The 25313-nt window shown below is 39.4% G+C and carries 30 protein-coding genes; 14 read left to right on the top strand and 16 right to left on the bottom strand.

Annotation, left to right across the window (positions count from 1 at the left end; translation table 11 throughout):
* The first annotated feature begins 31 nt into the window (after positions 1-31).
* From moaA to ACPPVU_RS14890, 5 genes are read left to right on the top strand one after another with little or no spacing between them, the layout of a single operon-like run.
* Positions 32-1021: a GTP 3',8-cyclase MoaA gene (moaA, locus tag ACPPVU_RS14910; protein ID WP_426667313.1), complete on the top strand. Its 990-nt coding sequence runs from the start codon at positions 32-34 to the stop codon at positions 1019-1021.
* A 15-nt stretch (positions 1022-1036) separates the two neighbouring features.
* Positions 1037-2245: a molybdopterin molybdotransferase MoeA gene (locus tag ACPPVU_RS14905; protein ID WP_426667312.1), complete on the top strand. Its 1209-nt coding sequence runs from the start codon at positions 1037-1039 to the stop codon at positions 2243-2245.
* Complete coding sequence (gene moaC / locus ACPPVU_RS14900; RefSeq protein ID WP_426667311.1) at positions 2242-2715, top strand: cyclic pyranopterin monophosphate synthase MoaC; 474 nt, start codon at positions 2242-2244, stop codon at positions 2713-2715. Before ACPPVU_RS14905 ends, moaC begins: the two co-directional genes overlap by 4 nt.
* The gene (locus tag ACPPVU_RS14895; RefSeq protein ID WP_426667310.1) at positions 2696-3862 is read left to right on the top strand and encodes an NTP transferase domain-containing protein; all 1167 of its coding nucleotides are present in this window, start codon (positions 2696-2698) and stop codon (positions 3860-3862) included. Before moaC ends, ACPPVU_RS14895 begins: the two co-directional genes overlap by 20 nt.
* Positions 3862-4914: a ThiF family adenylyltransferase gene (locus ACPPVU_RS14890; RefSeq protein ID WP_426667309.1), complete on the top strand. Its 1053-nt coding sequence runs from the start codon at positions 3862-3864 to the stop codon at positions 4912-4914. The genes ACPPVU_RS14895 and ACPPVU_RS14890 overlap by 1 nt, the downstream gene beginning before the upstream one ends.
* Before the next feature lie 39 nt (positions 4915-4953).
* Here ACPPVU_RS14890 and ACPPVU_RS14885 read toward each other — a convergent pair whose 3' ends face one another.
* Genes ACPPVU_RS14885 through ACPPVU_RS14870 form a run of 4 tightly spaced genes read right to left on the bottom strand, consistent with a single transcriptional unit; the run spans position 4954 to position 8199 of the window.
* Positions 4954-5373 (bottom strand): molybdenum cofactor biosynthesis protein MoaE, encoded by a 420-nt coding sequence (locus ACPPVU_RS14885; RefSeq protein WP_426667308.1) that lies wholly within the window; start codon positions 5371-5373, stop codon positions 4954-4956.
* A 36-nt stretch (positions 5374-5409) separates the two neighbouring features.
* Positions 5410-5652 carry a MoaD/ThiS family protein gene (locus tag ACPPVU_RS14880; RefSeq protein ID WP_426667307.1) on the bottom strand — a complete coding sequence of 81 codons (243 nt, stop codon included), beginning with the start codon at positions 5650-5652 and terminating at the stop codon, positions 5410-5412.
* Between the two features lie 31 nt (positions 5653-5683).
* A complete protein-coding gene (locus tag ACPPVU_RS14875; RefSeq protein WP_426667306.1) occupies positions 5684-7108 on the bottom strand; it encodes an APC family permease in 1425 nt (474 codons plus the stop codon).
* Positions 7108-8199 (bottom strand): aromatic ring-hydroxylating oxygenase subunit alpha, encoded by a 1092-nt coding sequence (locus ACPPVU_RS14870; RefSeq protein WP_426667305.1) that lies wholly within the window; start codon positions 8197-8199, stop codon positions 7108-7110. Before ACPPVU_RS14870 ends, ACPPVU_RS14875 begins: the two co-directional genes overlap by 1 nt.
* Before the next feature lie 44 nt (positions 8200-8243).
* On the opposite strand from ACPPVU_RS14870, the gene ACPPVU_RS14865 reads away from it, so the two are divergent.
* Positions 8244-8471, top strand: a complete 228-nt coding sequence (locus ACPPVU_RS14865) for a (4Fe-4S)-binding protein (protein ID WP_426667304.1) — start codon at positions 8244-8246, stop codon at positions 8469-8471.
* Between the two features lie 5 nt (positions 8472-8476).
* Here the strand turns inward: ACPPVU_RS14865 and ACPPVU_RS14860 are convergent, their stop codons facing one another.
* The 6 genes from ACPPVU_RS14860 to ACPPVU_RS14835 form a co-directional block, all read right to left on the bottom strand.
* Complete coding sequence (locus ACPPVU_RS14860; protein WP_426667303.1) at positions 8477-8932, bottom strand: hypothetical protein; 456 nt, start codon at positions 8930-8932, stop codon at positions 8477-8479.
* Positions 8933-9014: 82 nt separating this feature from the next.
* Positions 9015-9485 (bottom strand): hypothetical protein, encoded by a 471-nt coding sequence (locus ACPPVU_RS14855; RefSeq protein WP_426667302.1) that lies wholly within the window; start codon positions 9483-9485, stop codon positions 9015-9017.
* 60 nt (positions 9486-9545) lie between these two features.
* A complete protein-coding gene (locus ACPPVU_RS14850; RefSeq protein ID WP_426667301.1) occupies positions 9546-10049 on the bottom strand; it encodes a DinB family protein in 504 nt (167 codons plus the stop codon).
* A gap of 78 nt (positions 10050-10127) precedes the next feature.
* On the bottom strand, positions 10128-10718 hold the full coding sequence (locus ACPPVU_RS14845; RefSeq protein WP_426667300.1) for a Crp/Fnr family transcriptional regulator: 591 nt from the start codon (positions 10716-10718) through the stop codon (positions 10128-10130).
* 90 nt (positions 10719-10808) lie between these two features.
* Positions 10809-11432, bottom strand: a complete 624-nt coding sequence (locus ACPPVU_RS14840; RefSeq protein WP_426667299.1) for an alpha/beta hydrolase — start codon at positions 11430-11432, stop codon at positions 10809-10811.
* A gap of 2 nt (positions 11433-11434) precedes the next feature.
* Entirely contained in the window at positions 11435-12370 is a 936-nt protein-coding gene (locus tag ACPPVU_RS14835; RefSeq protein ID WP_426667298.1) for a ring-cleaving dioxygenase, read from the bottom strand.
* 190 nt (positions 12371-12560) lie between these two features.
* On the opposite strand from ACPPVU_RS14835, the gene ACPPVU_RS14830 reads away from it, so the two are divergent.
* Together ACPPVU_RS14830 and ACPPVU_RS14825 are read left to right on the top strand one after the other, a co-directional pair.
* Entirely contained in the window at positions 12561-13133 is a 573-nt protein-coding gene (locus ACPPVU_RS14830) for a pentapeptide repeat-containing protein (RefSeq protein WP_426667297.1), read from the top strand.
* A gap of 3 nt (positions 13134-13136) precedes the next feature.
* Entirely contained in the window at positions 13137-13364 is a 228-nt protein-coding gene (locus ACPPVU_RS14825; RefSeq protein ID WP_426667296.1) for a hypothetical protein, read from the top strand.
* 281 nt (positions 13365-13645) lie between these two features.
* Here the strand turns inward: ACPPVU_RS14825 and ACPPVU_RS14820 are convergent, their stop codons facing one another.
* The 6 genes from ACPPVU_RS14820 to ACPPVU_RS14795 form a co-directional block, all read right to left on the bottom strand.
* Positions 13646-15586: a beta-N-acetylhexosaminidase gene (locus tag ACPPVU_RS14820; RefSeq protein ID WP_426667295.1), complete on the bottom strand. Its 1941-nt coding sequence runs from the start codon at positions 15584-15586 to the stop codon at positions 13646-13648.
* 119 nt (positions 15587-15705) lie between these two features.
* Positions 15706-16443 carry a ThuA domain-containing protein gene (locus ACPPVU_RS14815; RefSeq protein WP_426667294.1) on the bottom strand — a complete coding sequence of 246 codons (738 nt, stop codon included), beginning with the start codon at positions 16441-16443 and terminating at the stop codon, positions 15706-15708.
* A 107-nt stretch (positions 16444-16550) separates the two neighbouring features.
* Entirely contained in the window at positions 16551-18266 is a 1716-nt protein-coding gene (locus ACPPVU_RS14810) for a GMC oxidoreductase (protein ID WP_426667293.1), read from the bottom strand.
* 114 nt (positions 18267-18380) lie between these two features.
* Positions 18381-19757 carry a 3-keto-disaccharide hydrolase gene (locus ACPPVU_RS14805; RefSeq protein WP_426667292.1) on the bottom strand — a complete coding sequence of 459 codons (1377 nt, stop codon included), beginning with the start codon at positions 19755-19757 and terminating at the stop codon, positions 18381-18383.
* 20 nt (positions 19758-19777) lie between these two features.
* Positions 19778-20626, bottom strand: a complete 849-nt coding sequence (locus tag ACPPVU_RS14800) for a sugar phosphate isomerase/epimerase family protein (protein WP_426667291.1) — start codon at positions 20624-20626, stop codon at positions 19778-19780.
* Between the two features lie 16 nt (positions 20627-20642).
* Complete coding sequence (locus tag ACPPVU_RS14795) at positions 20643-21959, bottom strand: Gfo/Idh/MocA family protein (protein ID WP_426667290.1); 1317 nt, start codon at positions 21957-21959, stop codon at positions 20643-20645.
* A gap of 168 nt (positions 21960-22127) precedes the next feature.
* Here ACPPVU_RS14795 and ACPPVU_RS14790 point away from each other — a divergent pair, with 168 nt between their 5' ends.
* From ACPPVU_RS14790 to ACPPVU_RS14765, 6 genes are all read left to right on the top strand, one after another.
* Positions 22128-22970 (top strand): MOSC domain-containing protein, encoded by an 843-nt coding sequence (locus tag ACPPVU_RS14790; protein WP_426667289.1) that lies wholly within the window; start codon positions 22128-22130, stop codon positions 22968-22970.
* An 88-nt stretch (positions 22971-23058) separates the two neighbouring features.
* Complete coding sequence (locus ACPPVU_RS14785) at positions 23059-23502, top strand: alpha/beta fold hydrolase (protein WP_426667288.1); 444 nt, start codon at positions 23059-23061, stop codon at positions 23500-23502.
* Complete coding sequence (locus ACPPVU_RS14780) at positions 23433-23927, top strand: alpha/beta fold hydrolase (protein ID WP_426667287.1); 495 nt, start codon at positions 23433-23435, stop codon at positions 23925-23927. The genes ACPPVU_RS14785 and ACPPVU_RS14780 overlap by 70 nt, the downstream gene beginning before the upstream one ends.
* A gap of 287 nt (positions 23928-24214) precedes the next feature.
* Entirely contained in the window at positions 24215-24361 is a 147-nt protein-coding gene (locus tag ACPPVU_RS14775; protein WP_426667286.1) for a hypothetical protein, read from the top strand.
* Between the two features lie 112 nt (positions 24362-24473).
* Positions 24474-24752 (top strand): SelT/SelW/SelH family protein, encoded by a 279-nt coding sequence (locus ACPPVU_RS14770; protein WP_426667285.1) that lies wholly within the window; start codon positions 24474-24476, stop codon positions 24750-24752.
* Positions 24753-24843: 91 nt separating this feature from the next.
* Complete coding sequence (locus ACPPVU_RS14765; RefSeq protein WP_426667284.1) at positions 24844-25278, top strand: RrF2 family transcriptional regulator; 435 nt, start codon at positions 24844-24846, stop codon at positions 25276-25278.
* Positions 25279-25313: the final 35 nt, after the last annotated feature.

The following is a 25313-nucleotide window of genomic DNA, read 5'->3' as shown; positions in this document are numbered from 1 at the left end:
ATTTACATTTACAGTTCATTATAGCATTACATTGTTAACAGACAACCACGGCAGAAAGATCAATTATTTACGTCTCGCAGTAACCGATCGTTGTAACTTGCGTTGCTTCTATTGTATGCCCGAGGAAGGCCTAAACTGGCTTTCGCGTGCTGAGTTAATGACTTACGAGGAAATGCTTCAGACCTGTACCTTGCTGGTTAAAATGGGTATAGATAAAATACGCATTACAGGCGGCGAACCATTTGTACGCAAGGATATCATGCAATTGCTTTCTTCTTTATCAAAATTGAAAGGATTAAATGAACTGACTATAACTACCAACGGCGTACTGACTGCTCCATTAGTACCCGAGCTAAAAAAGTTGGGCGTTCATTCGGTTAATTTGAGCCTGGATACGTTGGATGCTAATCGTTTTTTCTCGATAACTAAACGGGATGAATTTCACAAAGTGATGGAAACTTTGGAGCAATTGCTAAAATACGATGTTGAAGTAAAGATCAACGCAGTGGTAATGGATGGGAAAAATACACAAGATATTGTTCCATTGGTTCAATTAACCAAAGAATTGCCTGTAAGTGTAAGGTTTATAGAAGAGATGCCTTTTAATGGCGATGGACATATTTACGATGGATTAAAGTGGGATTATGTTCGCATTTTGGATGAGATCAAACATGAATTTCCAAATATGCAGAAGCTGACCGATGGAGCTTACTCTACTTCCTATAACTACCAAATACCCGGTCATAAGGGAAGTGTAGGTATTATAGCAGCCTATTCGCGCACTTTTTGTGGAACATGTAACCGCATCCGCGTAACGCCAGAAGGAGAATTAAAAACCTGTTTGTATGATGCAGGAGTATTAAATATTAAGGATTTAATGCGTAAGGGTATAAGCAATGAGGACTTGCAGGTTAAACTGATTGATGCCTTTACTCACAGACCGAAAGACGGATGGGAAGCAGAGCATAATCGTAATGTGAATCATCCGGCACATGAATCAATGGCAACGATTGGCGGATGACCAAAATAAACAGATATGATAACGGTTGAACAAGCCGAAAAATTGATAAAGTTACAATTACGGAACTTCGGTACCGAATACATAGCTTTTGAATTAGCTTTAGGTCGCGTACTGGCCGAAGATATTATTGCCGATCGGGATTTACCACCATTTAACCGCGTTACAATGGATGGTATTGCGGTAAGTTATTCTGCTTTGGAAAAAGGAATTCGATCTTTCAAAATCAAGGCTACACAAGCCGCAGGTGATCAGCCTATTGACATTGATAATCCCGATGAATGTATAGAAATTATGACAGGCGCAGCCTTGCCTGGATCAGTAGATACAATTATCCGTTATGAGGATATTGATATTAACGATAGTGTAGCTATACTCCTTATATCCGGCATAAATAAAGGACAAAATCTGCATTTAAAAGGGGCGGATAAACATAAGGGTGAAGTTATGGCAATGAAAGCCCAGCTTATTACTCCCGCAATTATTAGTTTAGCTGCATCAGTCGGTAAAGCTGAGTTATTAGTAAAAAAATTACCCCGTGTGGTTATTATTTCCTCGGGCGACGAATTAGTAGATGTTGACCAGGAGCCCTCGCCTACCCAAATCAGGAAATCCAATAGCCATACTATTAAGGCGGTACTATCCCAATATAAATTAAAGGCTGATTTACTACATATTCCTGATGATCCAATCATCACCAAACAGAAAATAAGTGATTGCATTAAGAATTACGATGTCATTTTAATGACCGGTGGTATCAGCATGGGAAAATTTGATTATATACCCAAAGCACTAGAGGAAACGGGTGTAAAGGCCATATTCCATAAAGTAAGTCAACGCCCCGGTAAGCCGTTTTGGTTTGGAAAACATGAAAACGAAGCTTTAGTTTTTGCTTTTCCCGGCAACCCAGTTGCTACATTTATGTGCCTGCACAGGTATTTTTTGCCCTGGTTAAATGCAACACAAGGCTTTCGTCAAAAGCCATCCGTTTATGCTGTTTTAGAGCAGGATTTTATTTTTAAACCCGATCTGCAATACTTTTTACAGATAAAATTAAGTTTTAGTGAACAAGGACAAATATTAGCCAACCCAATTGAAGGAAATGGTTCAGGCGATTTTGCTAACTTAGCAGATACGGATGCCTTTATTGAACTACCCATGCAAAGAGAGGAATTTAAAAAAGGTGAAGTGTTCAGGATATGGCCGTTTAAACAATTTATGATATGACTTTTTCTCATCTGAATGAACAAGACCAGGCCACCATGGTTGACGTTAGCGAAAAGCAAGTTTCGCAACGTACGGCAACTGCCCGAAGTATTGTATCCTTACCATCCGAAGTGTTAGAGCAATTGAGTAATGGCGATATTCAAACCAAAAAGGGTTCAGTATTTCAAATAGCGATTATTGCCGGGATAATGGCTGCTAAAAAAACAGGGGACCTGATACCACTTTGTCATCCATTAGGTTTAGACAATTGTCAGATAAATATTCTGTTAAATGATAATCAAGAAGTTGTGATCGACTGCACGGCAAGTATCACAGCCAAAACCGGTGTTGAAATGGAGGCTTTGGTAGGTGCATCTATAGCAGCATTAACAGTTTATGATATGTGCAAAGCTTTGAGCCATGATATCGTTATCAAAGAGACAAAACTGATAGAAAAAACGGGAGGTAAACGTGACTTCAAAAGAGCATAAAAAGCACACCGACCTGGTGAGGCCCGCGTTAGGCAACTATGGCCGTAATGAATGGGCAATTGTCGGCGCACCCTGTATGTATATAAAAGCTTTAGCCGACAAAGTTATTGGTGCTTTATCTGCTACCTATAAATGTGCTTATGCCGATACTTCGCATAATGACGAGATCATATTGGCGCCAGGTCGACTTGCCAGTGGGGCAGTTTTGGATTATACCGACCAGATCAATTATCAGCAATTTAATTATAATAATGCTCCAACCCCATTTAAGCTAAGGCAGCAATTTAGCGAAGCTGACCTGGTATTGGTAAACGGCAACCATCAACAGGCAAAAGCTCAGGTGGTGATCATTTATAGCAACAAGGAAGCATCATTACAAAAGAGACTTAAGCAATTAACGAATGTTGAACTGATCCTGTTAGCCGAAAATGTGGATGATGTTTTTGATTTTATAAAAGAAGGTCTACCAAACTGGCAAAATATTCCGATTTACCAGTTGGACGAAACCCATAAGATCATCGCCTTTTTTGAAGCCAAAATGCAACAAGCGAAACCCATTTTAAATGGATTGGTACTGGCCGGAGGGAAAAGCATGAGAATGGGATTTGATAAGGGTGCGGTAAGTTGGTTTGGCAAAGAGCAACGCTACCACGTAGCGGATATGTTAAAGCCATTTTGCCAGGAGATATTTATATCCTGCCGTGCAGAGCAAAAGCCGCAGATCGATATCAATTACAATGTATTGGAAGATACTTTTACCGGCCTTGGCCCTTTTGGCGCAATTCTTTCAGCTTTTAGAGAACAACCGGATAAGGCATGGCTGGTAGTAGCTTGTGATCTGCCTTTACTGGAAACGGACACATTTAAATCGCTTGTTAGTCAGCGGAATGTTTCATCAATAGCTACGGCGTTTAATAGTCCTGATAATGAATTTCCTGAACCATTGATCACTATATGGGAGCCTAAAAGCTATCCGGTATTACTGGCATTTTTAGCTCAGGGTTATTCATGTCCACGAAAAGTGTTGATTAATAGTGATGTAAATCTACTGCAGATTTCCAATCCGGATGCATTAACTAATGTGAATACGCCCGAAGAACTTGAAAAGGCCAAAAGAACTATTCATCAAAAGATCGCTAACGCCTGATGTCTGCGGATTTTACACGGTATAGCTGCCAGATCGCCTTGCCTGGATTCAGCGAATCCACCCAAAAGCTGTTACAGCAATCAAAAGTGCTTATAGTAGGTGCAGGCGGATTGGGTTGCCCGGCAGCACAATACATGGCGGCTGCGGGTGTCGGAACTTTGGGAATTGCTGATTTTGATACCATATCAATCAGTAATTTACACAGACAGGTGTTATATACCCCAGCGGATGCCGGTTTAAAGAAAGTAGCCATAGCTTGTGAACGTCTTCATAAGCAAAACCCGGACATAAAACTGGTGCCGTATGATATTAAGATCACATCTGACAATGTAATAGACATTCTGCAGCAGTATGATTTAGTATTAGATGGCACCGATAATTTTGAAACCCGCTACTTATTGAATGATGCTGCAGTACTTTTAGGAAAACCATTGGTCTATGGCGCTATTTACCAGTTCGAGGGGCAAGTTGCAGTCTGGAATGTAAGGAATACAGATGGTGCTTTCTCCCCTAACTATCGTGACCTGTTCCCTGAAGTAGACGCAACGCAAATACCCAACTGCGCCGAAGGCGGAGTTATTCCTACACTTGCGGGTATAATTGGCTGTATGCAGGCCAATGAAGCGATAAAATACATCACCCAAACGGGTGAGTTATTATCAGGTAAAATATTAATACTTGATGCCCAAACTTTACAAAGCAGGATCATAAAAATAGGCAGTGTTACAAAAATTAAGATATCCAGGTTAAAGGAGACCATAAATACACCTACAATCAGCGTAGCTGAGCTAAAAAAGGGTATAAAGGAAAATTTATTTGAATTGATCGATGTAAGAACGGAGCGTGAAAGAGACGAATTTGATATCGGCGGAACATATATCCCTTTGATCGAACTGGAGGATCATTTAGATTATTTTTCAGGTAACGGGACAAAAGTTTTGTATTGCGCTACAGGCAAAAGAAGTGCAGATGCAGTTAAAGTGATCAAACAAACGTACCCGGATGCAAATGTTTTCTCTCTTGATGGTGGACTAATAGCTTGGGATCAATAATCTTAATCAACGCAATCACCTAATCAAAAAAATCAGCGGTCACGGATGAGCTGCTACCCAAACTTCTCCATTTTCAAATATCTCCTTTTTCCAGATAGGTACAGTTTGCTTTAACGTATCTATTATATACCTGCAAGCTTCAAAAGCAGCATCACGATGCGCACAGGATACCGCAATAATTACCGGGACCTCTCCTACTTCTAATACCCCTGTACGATGATGGATCAATAGTTTCTGCACCGGCCATTTTTCGAATGCCTGTTCTGCAATTTTGTGCATTTCTTTGAGCGCCATGGGTTCATAAGCCTCAAATTCCAAACGTACTACAGGTTTTCCTTTAGTTGCATCACGTACCGTTCCGATAAATACATCTATCCCACCTGATTGCGGCGACATTACCCAATCAATACAAGATTGAATATTTAAAGGCTGAGCTAATATTTCTATTTGAGTGTTCAATCAACGAAATCTTAAAATCATAAAAAATTTAAGCGGTCACCCCCCGCTTACTGGTGGGATAATCGCTATCTCGTCACGTTCGGTCAGTATGCCTTCATCAGAAGCGTATTCATTATTGATAGCTACCATGTACGATACCAGGTGTTTTAGGCGTGGGTATTTATCTTCTAATGATTGTTTCAAGTTAAGAGTAGTGCCATATTCCGGCAATTCAACATCCACAGATGACCCACCAAAAATATCCTTTGCTATACCAAACGCCAACACATTTACTTTCATATTTCAAAATTAAAGTAAATTATGGTATAAATTATTGTTCAGCTTCTTTCCTTTTAAATAGCCAGTATAACGGTATACCTATTGCAACCAGCACTAACCCAAATACTGAATTAATGATCGGGCTTTTGCCGGCAAGGTATCCATTTATATCGTTGTATAAAGTAATACCCACATACAGCATTGAGAAAAAGATAAAAATAATAGGCAAATATGGATACCCTTTTAATTTATAAGGGCGGTATACCGTTGGCATATTTTTACGAAGAATGAAAATCCCATAGGCCGCGAAACCGTAAAATATCCAGGATATGAAAACAAACATATCCATCAACATATCAAACGAGCCAATAAATACCAATATTATAGCCCAAATGCCCTGTAATAACAATGCATTTATAGGTGTGTGGTATTTTGAGCTTACCTTACCCGTAAACGAGAAAAAGTTCTGTTCTTCACCCATCGCATAAATCACCCTGGATGATGGGAGTATGTTGCCGTTGGTAGCATCTGCAGTTGATAATAATACCAATAATGCCACAAAACCACCACCTGCCACACCCATTATTTTATATAAAGCATCTGACGCTACCAATGAGGAATGTTTAATGGTATCTATAGGCAGCATATACAAATAAGCTTCATTTGTAAGTGCATAGATGAAGATGCAGGTGGTTAATCCAATGATCAGTCCGCGTGGGATATTTTTCTGGGGATCTTTGATCTCACCTGATACAAATCCAAGGTTGTTCCAACCATCATAAGCGGCCAGGGCACCAGTTGTTGCTGCAATAAAAGCCGGCAGAATTTTCCATAAGGAATGATCAAATATAGGAGAGTCCTGGGTTAAATTGAGCACATTGCCTTTGCCGGAAAAAAAGATAGCTCCAATCAGAAAAAGTAGAGCAGCCACCTTCAATACTGAAAAAAATACTTGTACAACACCAGCTGCTTTTAAACTCTGTACATTGATCCATGTAAAAGCAATGATCAGTAAAACAGCAACAAATTTTACACCTATATCCGCTAATAAATAAAACTTCCCGATAAATGGAATTACCACTGAAATAGAATGTTCAACCACTGGCGAAAAATGCGGTAACTTAAAAAAATACCCTAAATAGTCGGCAAATACGAATGCCACACCAGAAATAGATGCAGTATTTATTACTACAAAGCACGACCAGCCAAACAAGTAAGCAAAGAAATTACCATACATATGTCTGAAATAAACGTATTGCCCGCCGGATTCCGGTAGTACACAACCAATCTCAGCGTTGATCATCCCGCCAAATAAGGAAACGACTCCGGCTACTATCCAAACCATTAGTAACAACAAAGGCGAACTTAGTTGAGCAGCCATGGTGGCAGGCTTCATAAAGATACTGCTACCTATTACTGCCCCTATTACAATGGAGACCGATGCCCATAAACCCAGCTTACGTTGTAGTTGCGCCATTAGGGTTTATTCATAAATCCTGAAAGAATGCTGTGAAAGTGATGGGTACCCTGCTCGCGGGTTACGGAATAACGCCCATGTTTATAAAATCTGGAGCGAACGCCACGCTGCACATTTTCTACTATTTCCTCGTCCTCCTGCTCTACTTTGTCGAGTCCCGATCCTGCACCTTTGTCGAGTTTTGATTCATCCCACACATAGGATAAAAACCTAACGCGGCATTCTCCAACTAATACCGGTTCAACCACATTAACCGATAAACCCCAGGGATAAAAATTGAACATCATATTAGGAAACACCCAGAAATAATAAGCAGCCACATTTTTTCCATGATCTGGTGAATCAACTGGAAGATCAAAACAATCTTTATCGGTCTTCGATAGCCCCAATTGCAGGCTTGAGTAAGGAAAAAACAATTCAGTGGCATATTCGCCGAAATCGATTACTGAATTTAATCCTGCGTGAACAAATGGTATGTGAAAGCCTTCTAAATAATTTTCACAGTATAAAGCCCAATTTGCTTTTATATGGAACGTTCTCGATAATTCAGGTTGAAATTTAAACTCATCCAAAGGCATCCAGCTTACCCGTTCTATCATGTCTCTGAAATATAGATCGTGCGGATATACCGTGTTAACTGCTGTGAACAGCCATTTGCTCCATTTAAACAGTCTTAGTTTCGGAAGATCATCTTCTTTGGAAGGAAAATTCTTAACCTCTTTAAACTCTGGCATAGAAACAAATTTTCCATCAAGATTAAATAGCCTGCCATGATAACGGCATCTTAAATTTGCTTGTTTACAGGCTTTTTCAGCTACTATATTGCCCCTGTGTGTACAAACATTAGATAAAACGTTTAACTCGCCTTCTTTATCCTTTGTTAACAACAATGGTTCATCAAGATAACCCGGTAATAAAGTAAAAGGATAAACTTCGCCATTATCATTTGTCAATTCTTCATTTCCAATAAATTGCCATGAGGGTGCAAATATCTTCTCCCTGCATTGTTCAAATACATCTGCGCTGGTATAAAAATCGGTATTAAGGGTTTTAGCCACAGAAATATCAGGATCGACAAAAAAATTGGGCATGCCAGCTATGTTTATATTGGATTTAATGCTGTAATTTAGCTGATATGGAAGACATTACCAAGAAATATGATAATGGTGAAATAACGATAGTTTGGCAGCCTGGTTTATGCATCCATTCTGCCCGGTGCGTTAAAGGACTTCCTGCTGTATTTAACACTGCATCAAAACCCTGGATAAACATTGATGGGGCTGATTCTGAAACTATTGTTAACCAGGTTAAACAATGTCCATCCGGTGCATTGTCTTATATGCGGAATGTTAAAGAAGAATAAACAGATCAGCTTTTGGATGTTAAGGCGATAGCAACTCCAACCAAAAGTGACACCACTATTTCGCTGCCCAGAATTTTTAGGATAACAGTACCGGCAGACATTTTTACCTTTTTGGATGTATTAATGCCATTCATTTTGTACCCTATCACATTATTGTTTGTGTCGACAATAAATTTGATATACTTGCTCTGATCGGTATTTTGGCCAATCCTTAAAGAATCAGCTATTTTATTTATGGTGTCTCTTTTTATTTGCTTTACAGAAGCCAGTGTATCACGATTGTATATCCACTCTTCATCAGCACCCACTTTTCTTCTGATGTCCGGGATACCAAATTGTTTCATAAGCTGGTCTTTCGTCTGACAGCTTTTAGCAACATCTTTAGTATATAAGGTTTGAGTACAACCGCAGAAAGAAATTATTGCCGTAAGTATCAGCGAGCTGCGTAACGCTTTTTTCATGAATATTATAGAGCCTAAGTATGTAAAATAAATTGGCTACCAATGTACCAATTTGTTTACCAATCAACAGCTGATAAATTACTCAGAAAGTTATATAATCTTCAACACCGAGGTATAAACCGATTATAATTGTAACTATCACCAACTGGCCCAGAAATTTTAATGTGGCCACCGCCGGATTTTGTTTTACCTTTTTGGTTAAGTCAACGCCATTATTTTTATAGCCTACCACATTGTTGTTAGTATCAATAATAAATTTGAAATACTTGTTATTTGGGCCGGTTGGATTAATCTTTAACGAATCGGCACTGCTATTTTCGCGTTGGCTATTTATAGCATCCTGTTTCTTTGATGCAGAAACAGGATACCTTGTGTAAACCCATTCTTCAATCCCATCACCTTGTTTTCGCTCATCCGGAGGGCCGAATTGTTTAAGTACATCATCCTTTGTATGCGGACTTTGCAAAACTTGTTGCGTATGAATTGTGCGGCTACAACCACAAAAACATACTAGGCACGCCAAAATAAACAATACGGGTAATGGTGGCTTCATTGTGATAGGTTTTATACCCGAATAACGTGCTGACAACTAATTAATTATCAGCATTAAAATTTATTTCTTATCCAGGTAAGCTAACTGACCTAAATGATAACTCAGATGATTGGTTCTGTTGATGATAATATTCAATTTATTGCGATGCGGTTCTTTTGCAAAATCTTCTTCTGATACCGCAGTATGCCGGGTAAACCATTCATCTGATTGAATTTGACTGATCTTATCTGCGAGTAATGCATTTACTTTATTCCAATATTCCTTCAATTCAGCAATGGAAGGTTTTTCAATGCCTGAATTATCGGGATTACGAAGAAATATGTCATCCGTTGCAGGGTTAAGTTTTTCGCCAAGACCAAGAAAAATAAATAGGCCATCGCTTACCGCAGCCAGATGCCCTAACAGATAAACTCCCGTGTTACGGTCAGGTGCGGTTTGTGCGGATAATTCTTCATCGCTAAGTTTGCCGAGTAAATTATTCATCCGGCTTATTTGTAGCTCCCAGTTTGACAGAACCATTTTTATAAACAGCTCTTTTTCGGTATTGGTTGTAATTGTGCTCATAATAGATTTCTAAAATTTTCAGCCAAATATGAATTTCTGCTTTAAGATTAGAACCATAGATATGTAAAGTTTTTCCCGCTAAGTCTTTTTCATCAGCATGTGATGCTTCATCTTGCTAAAAAACTCAGGCGTAACGCCGATATAAGCAGCAATTTGTTTGGAGGGCAGACTTGTAATAAGTGTAGGATATCGTTTGCAGAAATTGTTATAACGTTCCTCAGCAGTAAGACTCAGATTATCGAGTATGCGTTGCTGATAGGTAACCAGCGAATTTTCAATGATGATCCGAAAGAACCGTTCAAACACAGGCACTTTCACATATAATTCTTCCTGGTTTACTTTGGATAGAGTTAATATTTCGGTATCCTCAAGCGCTTCAATATTTAATACACCCGGTTTTTGGGTTATCAGGCTGTACATATCGGCAATCCACCAATTCTGGGGGGCAAAATTGAGCACATGCTCAAATCCATTCTCATCAACAGAATATCCCCTGAGGCAACCACTGGTAACAAATGATGAATAACGGCATATCTCGCCTTCTTTTAACAACATTTGCCTGCGTTTCAGTTTCATGGGTCTTAATAAGGAAACAAAGAATTCTTTTTCCTTTTCATTAAGGTGGATATAGCCCGAAATGTTATTTAAAATAAGATCGTTTGCCTCCATGGTGTAAAGATAACCTTAAACCGTAGCCAAAAAAAAATAGCGATGGTTCAAACCATCGCTATAGAATTCTAATCAAAATTATTATTCCCTTTATTTCAATACATACTGTTCGGCCAGTTCCAGTTCTTCTTCAGTTATAGTATGCGGACGGCCTTTATAAACTTTTAAGAGCACATTGGCATTCATCGTTTTTAGCTGAGCGACGCTTTCCTCAACCCGACTCAATGGAACATGCGGATCAGGATCTCCGGTAGAGATCAATATAGGTGTACCTGCCAAATCACCTGAATAATTTGCAATATCCAATTCCTCACCTATAAGTCCGCCTGTAAGTGCAATAACGCCGCCATAAGTATCGCCATGACGTGCCACATATTCCAATGTTAAACAGGCACCCTGTGAAAAGCCTAAAAAATAAATATTCTTCTTTTCAATACCCTGTGTTGCAATATCATTCACCACTTCATCAATTACTGCCAGGGCCGAACTCAACGCAGGCTCATTATTCTCAACAGGAGCCATAAAACTATATGGATACCAGCTATGTTGGTTAGCCTGCGGTGCTATAATTGCCGTCTCTGGCAACGTCAGATGACCGGATAGCGATATAATGCTGTTTGCCGATGCCCCTCTCCCATGTAGCATTATAAGTGCTTTTTTTGCTTGTGCTATTGGTGTGCCTGCGGTTATTATTTGTTTACTATGTGTGTACATTATTAACTTAATTTTGGAAGACTTTCTTCAATTTCACCACGGATGGATTCATATTGTGCAGGTAGTTTTAAACCGCTGCCCAATTGCTCTACCGTTTCATCGGTTGCAAAACCAGGATTTTCTGTAGCTAATTCAAACAACACGCCTCCGGGTTCCCGGAAATATAGTGAATAGAAATAATTACGGTCGATCTTCTCGGTGATATGTAAACCCAGGTTCACTATTTTTTCACGGTATTGCATCAATACTTCTTCGCTCTCTACCCTGAAAGCCACATGGTGAACTGATCCACCTGCCACATGGCCTGCAATTTCTGCTGGTATCTCAACAAGGTCAACAATAGCTGCGTTATCAACAGCGTCAGTTATAAAACGATAACGGTTCACGTGCTGCTCTAATAATTTATAACCAAATACATCGGTCAGTATTTTAGCAGTTGCTTCAATTTTGTTTGAAGTGATAGTAATGTGATGAAATCCCCTGGTTGCATTATCCGCACTAACTTCGCTTGTAGTCCATGGCTCTCTTTTATCAGCATTTTTTGGTACAGTCAATTCTATTTTCAACCCGTCAGGGTCAAGAAAAGAAAGATATTGTTCACCAAACTTTTCGGCCGGTTTATTATAGATCACATTATTGTCGTCAAATCTTTTTAACCAGAAATCCAGACTACCTTCAGGTACCGAATATCCTATTTCTGTTACCTGGCGTGCGCCCCTACGGCCTGTAGTTATTCCTTCCCATGGGAAGAAAGTCAGAATGGTACCCGGTGTACCAACTTTATCACCATAGTAAAAATGGTAAGTATGCGGATCATCAAAATTTACGGTTTTCTTTACAAGGCGTAAGCCAAGTACCCGTGTGTAAAAATCATAGTTCTTTTTTGCATTGCCGGCTATCGCAGTAATATGATGTATGCCTTTTATTGTATCGTTCATTTTTATAAGTTTTAAATCAGTAATTAAAATTGTTTTGTTTGTGATTTGTTACTCAAAGTTACCGCTTAAATGAGCGCGGACACTTAATGTAGGATAAGAAATCAGACAGGATATATTATTTTTTGATGAGAGATAACATGCATACTTTTCCTATTTTCGACACACTATTTGGATGAGTCCGATAACTACAATGGAACAAAAATTCGACGAGAATACAACTTACAAAAATATAAAAGCTGCAGACCTTGCCGGGCATGAACGCATTTTTGAGGGTTGTCAGTTTATCAACTGTGATCTGTCATACGCCAACTTATCTCATTTTACCTTTATTAATTGTGTGATGGATACCTGCAACCTGTCGCTTGTGAAAATTACAGATACCGGGTTGCAAAGTGTTGATTTTAAAGATTGCAAAATAACAGGAGTGAATTTTGGTGAGAGTAGTAATTTCTCGCTCGAAGTAAGTTTTACCAAATGCGTGCTCGATTACACGGTATGGCACAAAAAGAAACTAAAAGGAGTTGTATTTAATGAGTGTTCTTTTGAGGAAGCAGATTTTAGTGAAACTGATTTTACAAACGCTGTATTTGAAAAATGCAATTTAAACCGGACAATCTTTAACCGCACTATACTTAAAGGGGTTGATATGCGAACAGCTTATAATTTTAATATCGACCCGGAAAATAATACAATAACAAAAGCAAAGTTTAGTGCTGACGCTTTAAGCGGCCTTTTGATAAAATATAACCTGGTAATAGAATAATCGATGGATGAACATATCATACCTTTTAGCAGCAATAAACTGATGAAAGTAAAACAGATAGAAAAAGACTATTACCGGGTAAGTCTCGATCATTCATTTATCGGCTACATCCGCAAGGTAAGTGGCGGCTGGCAACTGGAAGAATATTCAAAAGCCGAACTTACTGCCGAAAATGTTCAACTTATAGGTAACCAGATAGACCAGTTGCGCTGGCAATTGACCCAGTTTTAATGAGACAGTCCGAAAGACAAAAAGTAAAAATAAAAGTTAAAAAGAAAGCCCCATAGTTTCTTGCGAGGGCACTGAAAAAGTCTAAAGAATAAAAAAGAGGCTGTATCATAGATCATGATCAGCCTCTTTTTCTTTGCTCTGTTCGGATTCCTGGTGGAGAGCGTTTTCGTATAGACGATTCTCAGAGCGTCGATTTTATTTATAATACAGCCTCCTTAAATGTTCCTAATTAAAGAGACACTTTTTCAGTGGCCTCGTTTCTTGCTATGGGGCTTTTGAATTTAATCATCATTATTCGGATAATTTCGCTTACGTATTGCCCGTTTCTTCAACTCATCAACGGTTAAGGTTATCATGCGTCCAACCGGTTTATCACCTTTGTAAGTAATTACGCGTAGCATTGCCGCGTCCGTCGGTATGAGTAGCGGTGCGGTATATTTTGGATAAAACTGATCGGGGAACGAATTATCAAAGGTATAGCGGATGTCCAGTCCCTTCACTTCTGTTGCTAGTTCCACTTCTATTTTTGTAGTATCTGTGGAAGTTTTTGCAGTAAATATCGGGTCATATACACTTGGCGCGTATTTGATCTCCGCTTCATCAAACCTGTCAAAATGCTTTTCAACCCTGCTGAAGAAGTCATCAAAATCGCGTACTGATTTAGGTGACCATACTGCTTCTGCAATGGCAAGCGCCCGTGGCCAGGTCATATACTCAAGGTGACGGACATTGTAAACCTGTTCGGTCCACAAGTTTGCCTGACCGCCAATAATAAGTTTAGAATCGACACTGTCTGGTGCCGGGTCAAATTGATAAGCTTTACTTAAACGCAAAGTAGAATAAACACGTGGCTCAATTGCCGGATCACCATTCATATAATCCAGGTAAGCAAATGTGGTTGGACTCATTACTACCTCATGACCCATTTTCGCTGCCTGGATACCGCCCTTCATTCCGCGCCAACTCATAACAATAGCATCAGGAGCCAACCCGCCTTCCAATATCTCGTCCCAGCCTAAAAATTTCTTCCCCTTTGATTCAACAATTTTTTCAACACGTTTCTCAAAATAGCTTTGCACTTCTTCCTGTGTTTTCAATCCTTCTTTTTGCATAAGGGCCTTTACAGCATCACTTTGCTCCCAAAAGTTTTTAGCACATTCGTCACCACCCATGTGGATATAACCGAATGGGAATAATTGAGCTACTTCGGTCAGCACTTTATCCAAAAAATCATAAACCTTTTCGTTTGCGGGGCACAGTGTATTATCAATACCCGCTTTGATGCCCTCTTTAGTAAAGTTCATAAAATGCTCGCCTGATCTTACCTGGTATTTATCGGCACCTGGTGTGCATGACAATTCGGGATAGGCTACAACCGCAGCCAAACTGTGGCCGGGCACATCTATTTCGGGAAGGATGTCTACAAACCTGTCTTTAGCATACTTAACTATCTCTCTTATATCGTTCTGTGTGTAAAAACCTCCATAATCACGCGGCTCATCAGGGCCTGGAGGCGTGAATGATCCAAAATAACCAACCTTCTTTACGTTGTAAGCGCCAACAGTAGTTAAACGTGGCAGGCTTTTTATCTCAATGCGCCAGCCCTCATCATCTGTCAAATGCATGTGCAGCAGGTTGAATTTATATTTTGCCATGTTGTCGATGTACTCTTCCACTTCAGCTTTGGTAAAGAAATGGCGTGATACATCAAACATAAGCCCTCTCCATTTAAAGCGGGGATAATCGGTAATTTCAACACATGGTGATACCCATTTTATATTAGCTTCATACTTTTCGCTAACAATCTCTTTAGGAAACAATTGCACCAAAGTTTGAACGCCATAGAACAAACCTACAGGCCCGTTAGCTTTTATGAATATACCCTTAGGAGTAACAGCTAAATTGTATCCCTCTTTACCTAATGCTTCATCTGCCTTTTTATTTAAAATCAGCTTTATAGTTGCGGTTGGCGAACTGCCTAAAATAACTACTTTTGATCCTGTAGGTACCGAAAACCGCTGACGAAGCGTGGTAATCACCTGCTTCATTTCGGGGCTGGTGCTGGTTTCAATAATCACTCTTTTGGGTAAGGTAAACTCCCCTTCTTTTTGTGTGAGCGATACTGGTTCAGGGATAATAGCAATATTGCCATCCCTGTGGCTTTGGCCGAGTGAATGCAAAGCGATGAAGCTTAAGCATAGCAATCCTAAAAGTTTCTTCATTGTGGACTAAGTTTGAAAAGATTTATAGTTGGTGTTTAGTCCGCAAATTAATATTTTAAAGCGAGAAACAAAATATTTTAGATAAGTGTAACAAACTTTTTAAAAATATTTTAAATCTTTTACTTGTGATCACCAATTGCGTACTGAATACCGCCAAGCAGATGTTTCAAATAAAGCGGATCAGCATAAGATTCATTTGTATGCCCTAACTCGGTATAAAATGCCCTGCCACCATCATATTCATGATACCAAGCCATTGGATGATTGTCTCCATTTTCTCCGCCGGTATAGCTTTTTTCATCGATAGTGACGAGCACATGCAAACCTTTTGCGATGTATTTATAATTGTACCATTCGTCAAAACGTTTCCATTCTTCAGGTAAATGTTTGGTCGCAATAAACTTGCGGTCAACAACATGCAGTGTTGCCTCCTGTTGTTTGGGGTGACTTTTGAAATAGGCACCAACCAAATCACCATACCATGGCCAGCCGTACTCCGTATCCGTTGCGGCGTGTACGCCTACAAACCCACCACCTGAATGAATATATTGTTCAAAAGCTTTTTGTTGTTCATCGTTAAGCACATCGCCTGTAGTGCTCAGGAAGATCACAGCAGCATATTGTTTTAGGTTTTCCGTGGTAAATTTGGCTGAATTAGTAGTTGTATCTACATCAAAATTATTCTCCTGCCCTAATTTAATAATAGCAGGTATACCCACAGCGATAGAATTATGATGAAATCCAGCCGTTTTGCTGAAGATCAAAACTTTAGGCTTGGCCAATAGACGGCTGAACGGGAATTGTACCAATACAACCAGTACAATTATTACTTTAAAGTAGTTAGATAGGTTTTTCATATTATTTAAGTTGATTGAGTTAGATTAAGTTAAGTTAGTTGATTAAGTTATTATGACTGATGATGTAACGAATAAACTTAATCAACCACTCACCTAATCAACTAAATTTAAATATTCCCTTTCTTTAATTCATCCGCAGCGAAATTTGCCGCGCGCGCCGTCATTGCCATATAAGTTAATGAAGGGTTTTGACAGGCTGATGAAGCCATCATTGCCCCATCAGTAACAAACACATTTTTGGCATCCCAAACCTGGTTATGCATATTTAGCACCGATGTTTTAGGGTCGCGACCCATACGTGCACTTCCCATTTCGTGTATGCCATCGCCAACATGGTGACCAAAATCGTGCGTTTTTACATCTTTGACTCCTGCAATTTCCAGCATGGCTTTTGCTTCGGCTACAATATCGATACGCATCTTTTTCTCATTGTCCTTTATTTCGGCGTCCATGGCCAAAACAGGTAGTCCCCATTTGTCTTTTCTGTTATGATCAAGGGTGATCTTGTTTTCATGATATGGCAGTAATTCACCAAATCCCCCTATACCTACAGACCATTCGCCTGGTTCGCTAAGTTCATCTTTAAATTTACCACCGATGCTCAATTCGGCTATATTGCGGCTCCATCCATCACGACCTGCAGCCCCCTGGTATCCAAACCCACGCATATAATCCCGTTTATCACCAAACAGGTTGGTAAACCGGGGTATGTAGATTCCATTTGGCCTTCTTCCGAAATAATATTTATCCTCGTAACCTTCCACCCTGCCGGATGCACCAAGGTTATAATGATGATCCATAATATTATGGCCCAATTCGCCACTGCTGCTTCCTAAACCATCAGGCCAGATATCGGTGGCTGAATTCATCAACACCCAGGCACTATTCAATGCCGAAGCGTTTACGAACACAACTTTAGCATGATACTCATAAGTTTGATTTGTTTCGGCATCTAATATCTCTACTCCGGTAGCCTTTTGAGTATTCTTATCATATAGTATTTTAGTAACGATAGAGAACGGTCTCACAGTTAAATTTCCTGTTGCCATTGCTGCAGGCAAGGTAGATGATTGCGTGCTAAAGTATCCGCCAAAAGGGCATCCTTCCCAGCAACGGTTACGGAACTGACATTGCGTACGTCCTGGTATCGGTGCCGTTAAATTAGCCGAACGCCCAATAATCATGTGACGTGTATTGTTATAATGCTTCTTGATACGATCAGATACATCTTTTTCTACACAGTTCATTTGCATAGCGGGTAAAAAATGACCATCCGGTAATTGTTCCAAGCCCTCTAGTGAACCATTTACACCTATAAATTTCTCAACATGATCATACCATGGTGCAATATCTTTATAACGGATAGGCCAGTCAATTGCCCAGCCATCTTTCAGGTTGGCTTCAAAATCATGATCGCTCCAGCGATAGCTCTGCCTTCCCCACAAGATTGACCTCCCGCCTAATTGATATGAACGCCACCAATTGAAAGGTTTTATTTCTGTATATGGTGCGTCAACATCATCGGCCCAGTAATTCATGTTACCTTCATTAAGCCCCCATGCCCTCGCAAGGATCGGATGGCGTTTTTTCTTTTCCAGGGGTACAGCACCTCTGTGTTCAAAATCCCAGGGATTATTTGTAGCTGTTTTATAATCCTTAATGTGCTCGAAGTTGCGGCCGCGCTCCAGCATAATGGTTTTAAGGCCACGTTCGGTGAGTTCTTTAGCGGCCCATCCACCACTTATACCCGACCCTATTACAATGGCATCATAAGTGTTTTTCGCTTGCGCCTTATTATTTACGTTAACAGTATCTATCGGCATGATCGGTAAGATTTGGTTATAATTGATTAAGTGTTAAGATGACACAATATAAACACGATTTATTGATTCTCAGGGTTGTTGATGATTAAAAATCATAATGATCTGTTAAATCCTTTAATCGTGTAATGGCTTTAACTTTATACTCCTGTAATTCACCTCAAACCCATGGTCCTGCAATAAAAGATGCCCCTGTTTGGCCTCCCCAAAGTTTTTCCAGACCACAAATTTGCTGATAGCTACCAGGTCCTTAAATTCTTTTGAACCACGTTCATACTCTAATACTTTAACACCATTCAAATAGTGTTCCACATGGTTATTAGGATATACAATTATCCTCCCTGTGTTCCAGGCACCTATTGGGCGGATAAAACGTTCGGGTTTATTGGATGGTATCAGATCGTATAACGAAGCTAAAGTACGATCGCCATTTCTACCTAATTTGGCATCAGGATGCACTTTATCGTCCAATACCTGATATTCCAGCCCTATCGCCGAGCCCTTGGTATCTTCATTCAGGGTCACAAAGTATTTAACACCACTATTAGCACCAGTGCTCATTTTAAATTCAAAGGAAAGATCAAAAGCACTGAACTCTTCCCGGGTAATAATATCCCCAACATTAGCTGCTTCGCCACCCGCTGAGCCTAAAATAGTCATTGTACCATCCCTAATTACCCAACCATTTGGTTTGGTAGGGAAAGTGGCCATGTTAGCCCCTATCCAACCCGCATTGGTTTTTCCATCAAAAAGCAGTCGCCAACCATCTTTCTTTTCATAATCGGTAAGCTGATTGGATACATAATTTACTACATAAATGCCCTGCGGGAATGGTGCGGGTTTCAAATTAGCGGTTTGGATTTTTATGTTCTTGAAATAGATTTTTTTACCGGCTTGTCCCTCATTACTTATACCATGTACCTGCAAACCAATAAAGCCTTTACTGTCAATCGTATCCGCCATGTAGGCTGCTGCGATGCCATTTACCCATGTTTTGATCGAGTTTCCAAAGCATTCAATCCGGTAATGATTCCATTCACCAACTTTGAAAGCAGGTTTTGCTTTGGCATTCAATTCTAGTGGATAAAGCCAGTCACGGCGACCTTCATCATAAATACCTCCGCTCCACTTGCGGTCTGATGGGTCTACTTCTACCTGTCGCCCATAAACTTTACCTGCGCCATTATTTCCACTCGGATCATAATGACTGCGTGTTTGCACACCCGAATTGGTTTCTGTGCTGTTAACCTTGATATCCAGTTCCAGTATAAAATCTCCATATTCCTTTTCTGTTACAAGGAATGAGTTAGGCGAATTAGCAACTGTAGTACCTATAATTTCTCCGTTTGCAACTGTATAAGTTGCTTTGCCGGTAGCTTGTTTCCAGCCGGTAAGTGTTTTGCCATCAAAAAGATTTGTCCACGTTTGCGCATTGGACGGCAATAGACTTCCTGTTAGTAAAGCAGTTAAAATAAGATATTGGTATCGTTTCATAGTTTTTATTTAGGTATGGGTTATCTTTTTAAACTTTTAAGGTAAGCCAGGCTTTGGGGAACCTGCACAAGCACATTCTTGCTCTCATCCTCAAGATAATAATGTTTTACCCCGGCTTTTTGGGCGGCTATTAATACAGCACGAATATTTATCTGTCCCGTTCCTAAGGCTACATCATTATTCTGTTCAGTGCTACCCGATAAATTACCCTGCACATCATTTTTCAGATCTTTCAGGTGTAAGGCCTTATAGCGGCTCCCATATTTATTAAGTAGCGCAGCAGGGTCTTGTTCCGGGAAAAAGGCCCATAATATATCCAACTCAAAGCTTACATAATGCGGATCAGTTTGTTTCACTAGATAGTCATACAGCGTACCATCCTGGTAGGGCTGGAATTCAAACCCATGATTGTGATAGATGAACTCAAGACCATATTGATCTTTGAGTACTTTACCAACACGATTAAAATCATCAATCGCTTTTTGTGCATCGGCCAAAGTAAAATTGCCTTTATGAGGAATTCCCGCAACCCTTACATAATGTGCACCTAAAGTTTTTGCATTTTGGGCTACTTCATCTGTTTTATTTATCAGATCATCATAACTGACACCATAAGATGAACATTTGATCCCCCTGGCATCAATCAGCACTCTTAATTCGGCAGCGGTCTTACCGAATAAACTGGAGAATTCAATATCCGTAAACCCCGCAGTTTTGATCATATCCAAAGTGATCGGCACATCCTTTTCGAAAAAGTTGCGGTAAGTGTAGGAAACCACACCGGGTTGCTGTAGGAAAAGCTGCTTACCGTTTTGTGTAAAGCCAGTGATGTAACTGAACATCAATAGAATGAAAATTTTGTATCTCATAGGTCTATCGTTAAGCTTACACTAATGTTGGTTCCCATCCGGATTCGTAAGTACGGCCCCATAATTTCATCGCTTCGGGACTATTGGTGATATATCCATTCTTAGGATCACAATTTAGAGTAATACCTGTACGCTGAGAAATATTTGCCAGGTGACAGAGTAGTACACTCTTTGATGCTTCATCAACCGGAGAGGTAAGTTCATTTTCACCCCTCACTGCACCAACAAAATTCTTGAAATGATAAAAATCCAAATTCCCATTAGCGCTGGTGGTATTGTTTGGATCGGGTGCTACTTCTGATTTTACTTCTTTTAATACCTTATTCTTGATATCTAAGATCTTATAATCACCACCACCCAAATTTACCAGGCTGCCTTTTGTGCCATAAATAATAAAACCACGGCTACTTCCTTCAACAGGGAAGTTATTGCAGCTACGACTTTCCCACGTTATTGTACCTTTATTGCCAAATTCAAAATTGGCTACTTGTGTATCTGGTGTTTGCCAGTCATCTTTAAAAGCATATCTTCCGCCTGATGAATTAACCTTTGTAGGGTAATCAACCCCTAAAAACCAACGGCAACAGTCTATTTCGTGCGTACCGTTATTACAGGCTTCGCCTGTTCCCCAATGCCAGAACCAGTGCCAGTTATAATGCACCAAATTATCCTGGTAAGGTTTCCGTGGTGCCGGGCCCTGCCAAAGGTCAAAATCCAGTGTAGAGGGCACAGGTATTTGCTTGCCAATGCCTATCGATTGTCTATTATTAGTATACCATGCCTTGGCAAAATAAGCATCACCTATGGCACCTTCCCTAACTTGTTTTACTGCATCGATTAATGATGGCATGGATCTGCGCTGATTACCCATTTGTATATGTTTACCATATTTATGCAATGCTTGTGAAACCAGTTCACCTTCATGTGGGTTTTGCCCGCACGGTTTTTCTACATAAACATGTTTGCCATGTGATGACCCTAATATCGCCGCAGGTGTATGCCAATGGTCAGGTGCAGCTACCACCAATGCGTCAAAATCTTTTTTCTCAACCAGCTTCCTGATGTCGCGCACCAGTTCAGGTTTCCGGGGTGCATTCTTCAGCGCATCATATCCTTTTTTAATGGCACCATCTTCCACATCACATATATAAGCTATTTCAACATTTGGCAATTGTGAATAAGAATTGGCTAAATAACTTCCGCGACTGTTAAGTCCCATAACCGCAAGTACCACTTTATTACTTGGTGCATTTTTGCCAAATACCGGGAAATTAAGAATAGTTAGGCCCGCGGTAGCCAATGAGGCGTCCCTGATGAATTTTCTGCGATGCATATTTGTTGGTTTTATTGGTTTTTAAATGTAGGGATAAATGCGTTAAACTGACAGTAATCTTTGCTAAATGTAACGAAGTTGTTATTGTTTTTTTAAACACGCAGACCAATAATTTGCAATCGACAAGGCAACAGGGTATCTTTACCATCACTATAGAAATCCATATTTATGCTCAAAGTCAGTCAGTTATATATATACCCTGTTAAATCATTAGGTGGTATTGCATTGGATAAAGCAATTGTGACTGACCGTGGTTTTCAATATGACCGCCGCTGGATGCTGGTTGATCATAATAACCTCTTTATCTCCCAAAGGGAAATAAATCAAATGGCTCTAATGAAATTAGAAGTAACTGATGATGGAATAAAAGTGAATTATTCGCCAAAGAACTCATCTTTCACTATACCTTTTCAACCGCTTATCAATCAGTTTGCTGATGTTACAGTTTGGGATGACACCTGCACGGGACAATTTGTAAGTAAAGAAGCAGACGATTGGTTTAGCAACATGCTTGAATTACCTTGCAGGCTGGTGTATATGCCGGACGAAAGTGAACGCATTGCAGATCAGAACTATGCATTTGATGGTAGTATTGTTTCGTTTGCAGATGGATATCCATTCTTGTTGATCGGCCAATCTTCACTCGATGACCTGAACAGTCGTCTGAATGAGCCATTACCGATGAACCGCTTCAGGCCAAATATTGTATTTACAGGCGGTGGGTCATTTGAGGAAGACGCAATGCACACTTTTACAATCGGCAATATTACCTTTCATGGGGTAAAACTATGTGCTCGTTGTATTATGACCACCATTGATCAGGACACTATTGCTAAAGGCAAGGAACCACTAAAAACGCTGGCACTTTATCGTTTTAAGAACAATAAGATACTTTTCGGACAAAACCTGATACATACAGGTGTGGGAGAAATTACCATAGGCAATCAACTGGAAGTATTAAAACTCAATTATGAAGAACGGTTTATCGTAAATGCGGATCAAATTGTTTAGTGAGATTGGCAGGTGTTAAAGTATGTTAATTTCGTCCTTAATTAGCTTTAAACAAGTAATTTAGATCATTATACCACATGTTAACTTTATGAAAGCATCTATCTTATCAGCAATTTGCATTTTATCGGTTCTGCAGTTTTCTTGTAACAGTAAATCTAATAAATCTACAACAGCTGATAAGCCGATCAAAATCTCTAATGAAGGAGTAAATATTGTCTACAGTGATAGCGGTAACGGCGACACCACCTTATTGTTTGTTCATGGTTGGGGCATTAATAGGTCGTATTGGTCAAATCAGGTGAATTATTTTAGTAAGAAATATCGGGTAGTTACGATAGATCTTCCTGGTTTTGGTCAATCAGGTAAAAACAGAAATATCTGGAATACCGAGGCATATGGCCTGGACCTGGATACGGTAATATCACAATTGCATTTAAAAATGTCATCCTTGTCGGTCACTCTATGGCAGGTGATATTGTTTTGCAGGCGGCTATTAATGCTCCAAATGATGTTATCGGATTGGTGGGAGTAGATAATTTTAAGAATGTAGGACACGTTGAAACGCAACAAGAAAAGAAGGAATACACAGTTGCCATAAATGAAATGAAGCATCATTTTAAATCATTCGCAACACAATGGTTTAATCAAAATTTGTTTTATAAAACCACAGCCGATTCTATCAAAACAAGAATACTGAATGATATAGCTAAAGCCGATTCGATAATAGCGACAGCTTGTATAGAAGATGATAATTTTGATGAAGCAAAGAAATTAATCGCCTCAAAAAAGAAGTTATACCTTATTAATAGCGATTATACACCTACAGATACTACTGGTTTTAAAGCCAATCATATTCCATACAAGGTATTTTACATTCATGCTACCGGGCATTTTCCGATGGTTGAAAAACCTAAAGAATTTAATACTGCCTTGTCAGATATTCTTACTAAACTATAATCTCATCACCAAAGTGACCGTTATTTGCGTCCATTTTTAATATTTATAATAATTATTTTACTTAATTTAAAAGAAAAATAATTAAGCAAAAAGATATTTTTTCCATTTTTTAAAACACTGTAAATCAGTTGGTTTGTGACTCTTACCTAAACAAGAATACACCTGCTTTTTTTCTCAAAAAAGGCCTTCCTGATAGTAAAAACGCACATTTATATCTAATTACAAGTACGCTTTTCGAAACTCTTTAGGACCGTTTTTCGTTAAAAACCCTAAATCAAATTGTTTGTATGAAATCTATAGAAAATTTATTTAACGCTGTATTAAACGCAGTGGGCGCCTTAGCCAACAATGATAGTATTTTCAAAAAAAGAAAGAAAGCTGGCCCCTTTAATCCAAAGCTGACTTTAGGATTTAATTTTATCCAGAGCAGGTAAACCCACACTATATCACGATTCCCTTTATTTATCATCACTTGTACGATTCCCTAATTAGCGTACAGTGATGATATTTTTATTTATTAGCAGGTTGATTTTGTAAATTAGCCTGATGAAACCTACGATAACCATTGAATATTGCCCCAAATGCAATTGGCTGCTTCGGGCAGCATACATGGCCCAGGAACTGCTAACTACCTTTGCGGATGATTTGTATGGTGTAACTTTACAGCCAAGCGAAACTGGCGGGCATTATAGTATCCGGATTAATGAAGAAACAGTTTTTGACCGCAAGGAATGGAGCCGTTTTCCTGAAATAAAAGAGATAAAACAATTGGTGCGCGACAAAGTAAATCCTGAAAAAAGCCTGGGACATTCCGATAAAAAATAAATACTATATTTACATAAGTTAGTCTCAAGCGTCGACCAATTATATAGACATAATATATTTACTTATCTTTGTGAGTTTTTATTTTTAATAAATGCTATCCAAAAAGACAAAATACGCAATTAAAGCCCTGGTTGTCCTAGGGAAAAATGCCGATAAACCACCAATGCAGATCTCAAAGATCGCTGAAGAAGAACGTATCCCTAAAAAGTTTCTTGAACAAATACTACTTGATTTAAGGAATGCGGGTTTCCTTTATAGTAAAAAAGGTGCAGGAGGCGGTTACAGTTTAAACAAAGATCCTAAGGATATTTATCTTGTAAGCATCATGCGGATCACTGATGGCCCCATTGCCATGGTACCCTGTGCCAGCTTGAATTTTTATCATAAGTGTGATGAATGTAAGCAGGAAACCACCTGCGGCATTCGTGATGTTTTTGTTGAGGTAAGAGACGCTACACTTAAAATATTATCCGAAACCAGTATAGCAGACGTAATTGCCCGGGAAAACACGCTCATCAAAATTTAAGATTGTCCTTTCTGACTAAATTTGTGGTATGGGGA

This window comes from Mucilaginibacter sp. McL0603 (genome assembly GCF_049992945.1).
GTDB lineage: Bacteria > Bacteroidota > Bacteroidia > Sphingobacteriales > Sphingobacteriaceae > Mucilaginibacter.
The sequence above is the reverse complement of the archived record's forward strand: the minus strand, read 5'-3'. Positions and strand labels throughout refer to the sequence as shown.

Excerpts from the sequence above, each read along its gene's own strand:
- ACPPVU_RS14880 (WP_426667307.1), bottom strand. The coding sequence starts at position 5,652 with ATGAAAGTAAATGTGTTGGCGTTTGGTATAGCAAAGGATATTTTTGGT.
- ACPPVU_RS14815 (WP_426667294.1), bottom strand. The coding sequence starts at position 16,443 with ATGAAAAACCTATCTAACTACTTTAAAGTAATAATTGTACTGGTTGTA.
- ACPPVU_RS14770 (WP_426667285.1), top strand. The coding sequence starts at position 24,474 with ATGAAACCTACGATAACCATTGAATATTGCCCCAAATGCAATTGGCTG.
- ACPPVU_RS14870 (WP_426667305.1), bottom strand. The coding sequence starts at position 8,199 with ATGCCCAATTTTTTTGTCGATCCTGATATTTCTGTGGCTAAAACCCTT.
- ACPPVU_RS14775 (WP_426667286.1), top strand. The coding sequence starts at position 24,215 with ATGAAATCTATAGAAAATTTATTTAACGCTGTATTAAACGCAGTGGGC.
- ACPPVU_RS14795 (WP_426667290.1), bottom strand. The coding sequence starts at position 21,959 with ATGCATCGCAGAAAATTCATCAGGGACGCCTCATTGGCTACCGCGGGC.
- ACPPVU_RS14875 (WP_426667306.1), bottom strand. The coding sequence starts at position 7,108 with ATGGCGCAACTACAACGTAAGCTGGGTTTATGGGCATCGGTCTCCATT.
- ACPPVU_RS14905 (WP_426667312.1), top strand. The coding sequence starts at position 1,037 with ATGATAACGGTTGAACAAGCCGAAAAATTGATAAAGTTACAATTACGG.
- ACPPVU_RS14830 (WP_426667297.1), top strand. The coding sequence starts at position 12,561 with ATGGAACAAAAATTCGACGAGAATACAACTTACAAAAATATAAAAGCT.
- ACPPVU_RS14855 (WP_426667302.1), bottom strand. The coding sequence starts at position 9,485 with ATGAAGCCACCATTACCCGTATTGTTTATTTTGGCGTGCCTAGTATGT.
- ACPPVU_RS14850 (WP_426667301.1), bottom strand. The coding sequence starts at position 10,049 with ATGAGCACAATTACAACCAATACCGAAAAAGAGCTGTTTATAAAAATG.
- ACPPVU_RS14765 (WP_426667284.1), top strand. The coding sequence starts at position 24,844 with ATGCTATCCAAAAAGACAAAATACGCAATTAAAGCCCTGGTTGTCCTA.
- ACPPVU_RS14865 (WP_426667304.1), top strand. The coding sequence starts at position 8,244 with ATGGAAGACATTACCAAGAAATATGATAATGGTGAAATAACGATAGTT.
- ACPPVU_RS14890 (WP_426667309.1), top strand. The coding sequence starts at position 3,862 with ATGTCTGCGGATTTTACACGGTATAGCTGCCAGATCGCCTTGCCTGGA.
- ACPPVU_RS14780 (WP_426667287.1), top strand. The coding sequence starts at position 23,433 with ATGGCAGGTGATATTGTTTTGCAGGCGGCTATTAATGCTCCAAATGAT.
- ACPPVU_RS14790 (WP_426667289.1), top strand. The coding sequence starts at position 22,128 with ATGCTCAAAGTCAGTCAGTTATATATATACCCTGTTAAATCATTAGGT.
- ACPPVU_RS14845 (WP_426667300.1), bottom strand. The coding sequence starts at position 10,718 with ATGGAGGCAAACGATCTTATTTTAAATAACATTTCGGGCTATATCCAC.
- ACPPVU_RS14820 (WP_426667295.1), bottom strand. The coding sequence starts at position 15,586 with ATGAAGAAACTTTTAGGATTGCTATGCTTAAGCTTCATCGCTTTGCAT.
- ACPPVU_RS14860 (WP_426667303.1), bottom strand. The coding sequence starts at position 8,932 with ATGAAAAAAGCGTTACGCAGCTCGCTGATACTTACGGCAATAATTTCT.
- ACPPVU_RS14800 (WP_426667291.1), bottom strand. The coding sequence starts at position 20,626 with ATGAGATACAAAATTTTCATTCTATTGATGTTCAGTTACATCACTGGC.
- ACPPVU_RS14835 (WP_426667298.1), bottom strand. The coding sequence starts at position 12,370 with ATGAACGATACAATAAAAGGCATACATCATATTACTGCGATAGCCGGC.
- ACPPVU_RS14805 (WP_426667292.1), bottom strand. The coding sequence starts at position 19,757 with ATGAAACGATACCAATATCTTATTTTAACTGCTTTACTAACAGGAAGT.
- ACPPVU_RS14825 (WP_426667296.1), top strand. The coding sequence starts at position 13,137 with ATGGATGAACATATCATACCTTTTAGCAGCAATAAACTGATGAAAGTA.
- ACPPVU_RS14810 (WP_426667293.1), bottom strand. The coding sequence starts at position 18,266 with ATGCCGATAGATACTGTTAACGTAAATAATAAGGCGCAAGCGAAAAAC.
- moaC (WP_426667311.1), top strand. The coding sequence starts at position 2,242 with ATGACTTTTTCTCATCTGAATGAACAAGACCAGGCCACCATGGTTGAC.
- ACPPVU_RS14785 (WP_426667288.1), top strand. The coding sequence starts at position 23,059 with ATGAAAGCATCTATCTTATCAGCAATTTGCATTTTATCGGTTCTGCAG.
- ACPPVU_RS14840 (WP_426667299.1), bottom strand. The coding sequence starts at position 11,432 with ATGTACACACATAGTAAACAAATAATAACCGCAGGCACACCAATAGCA.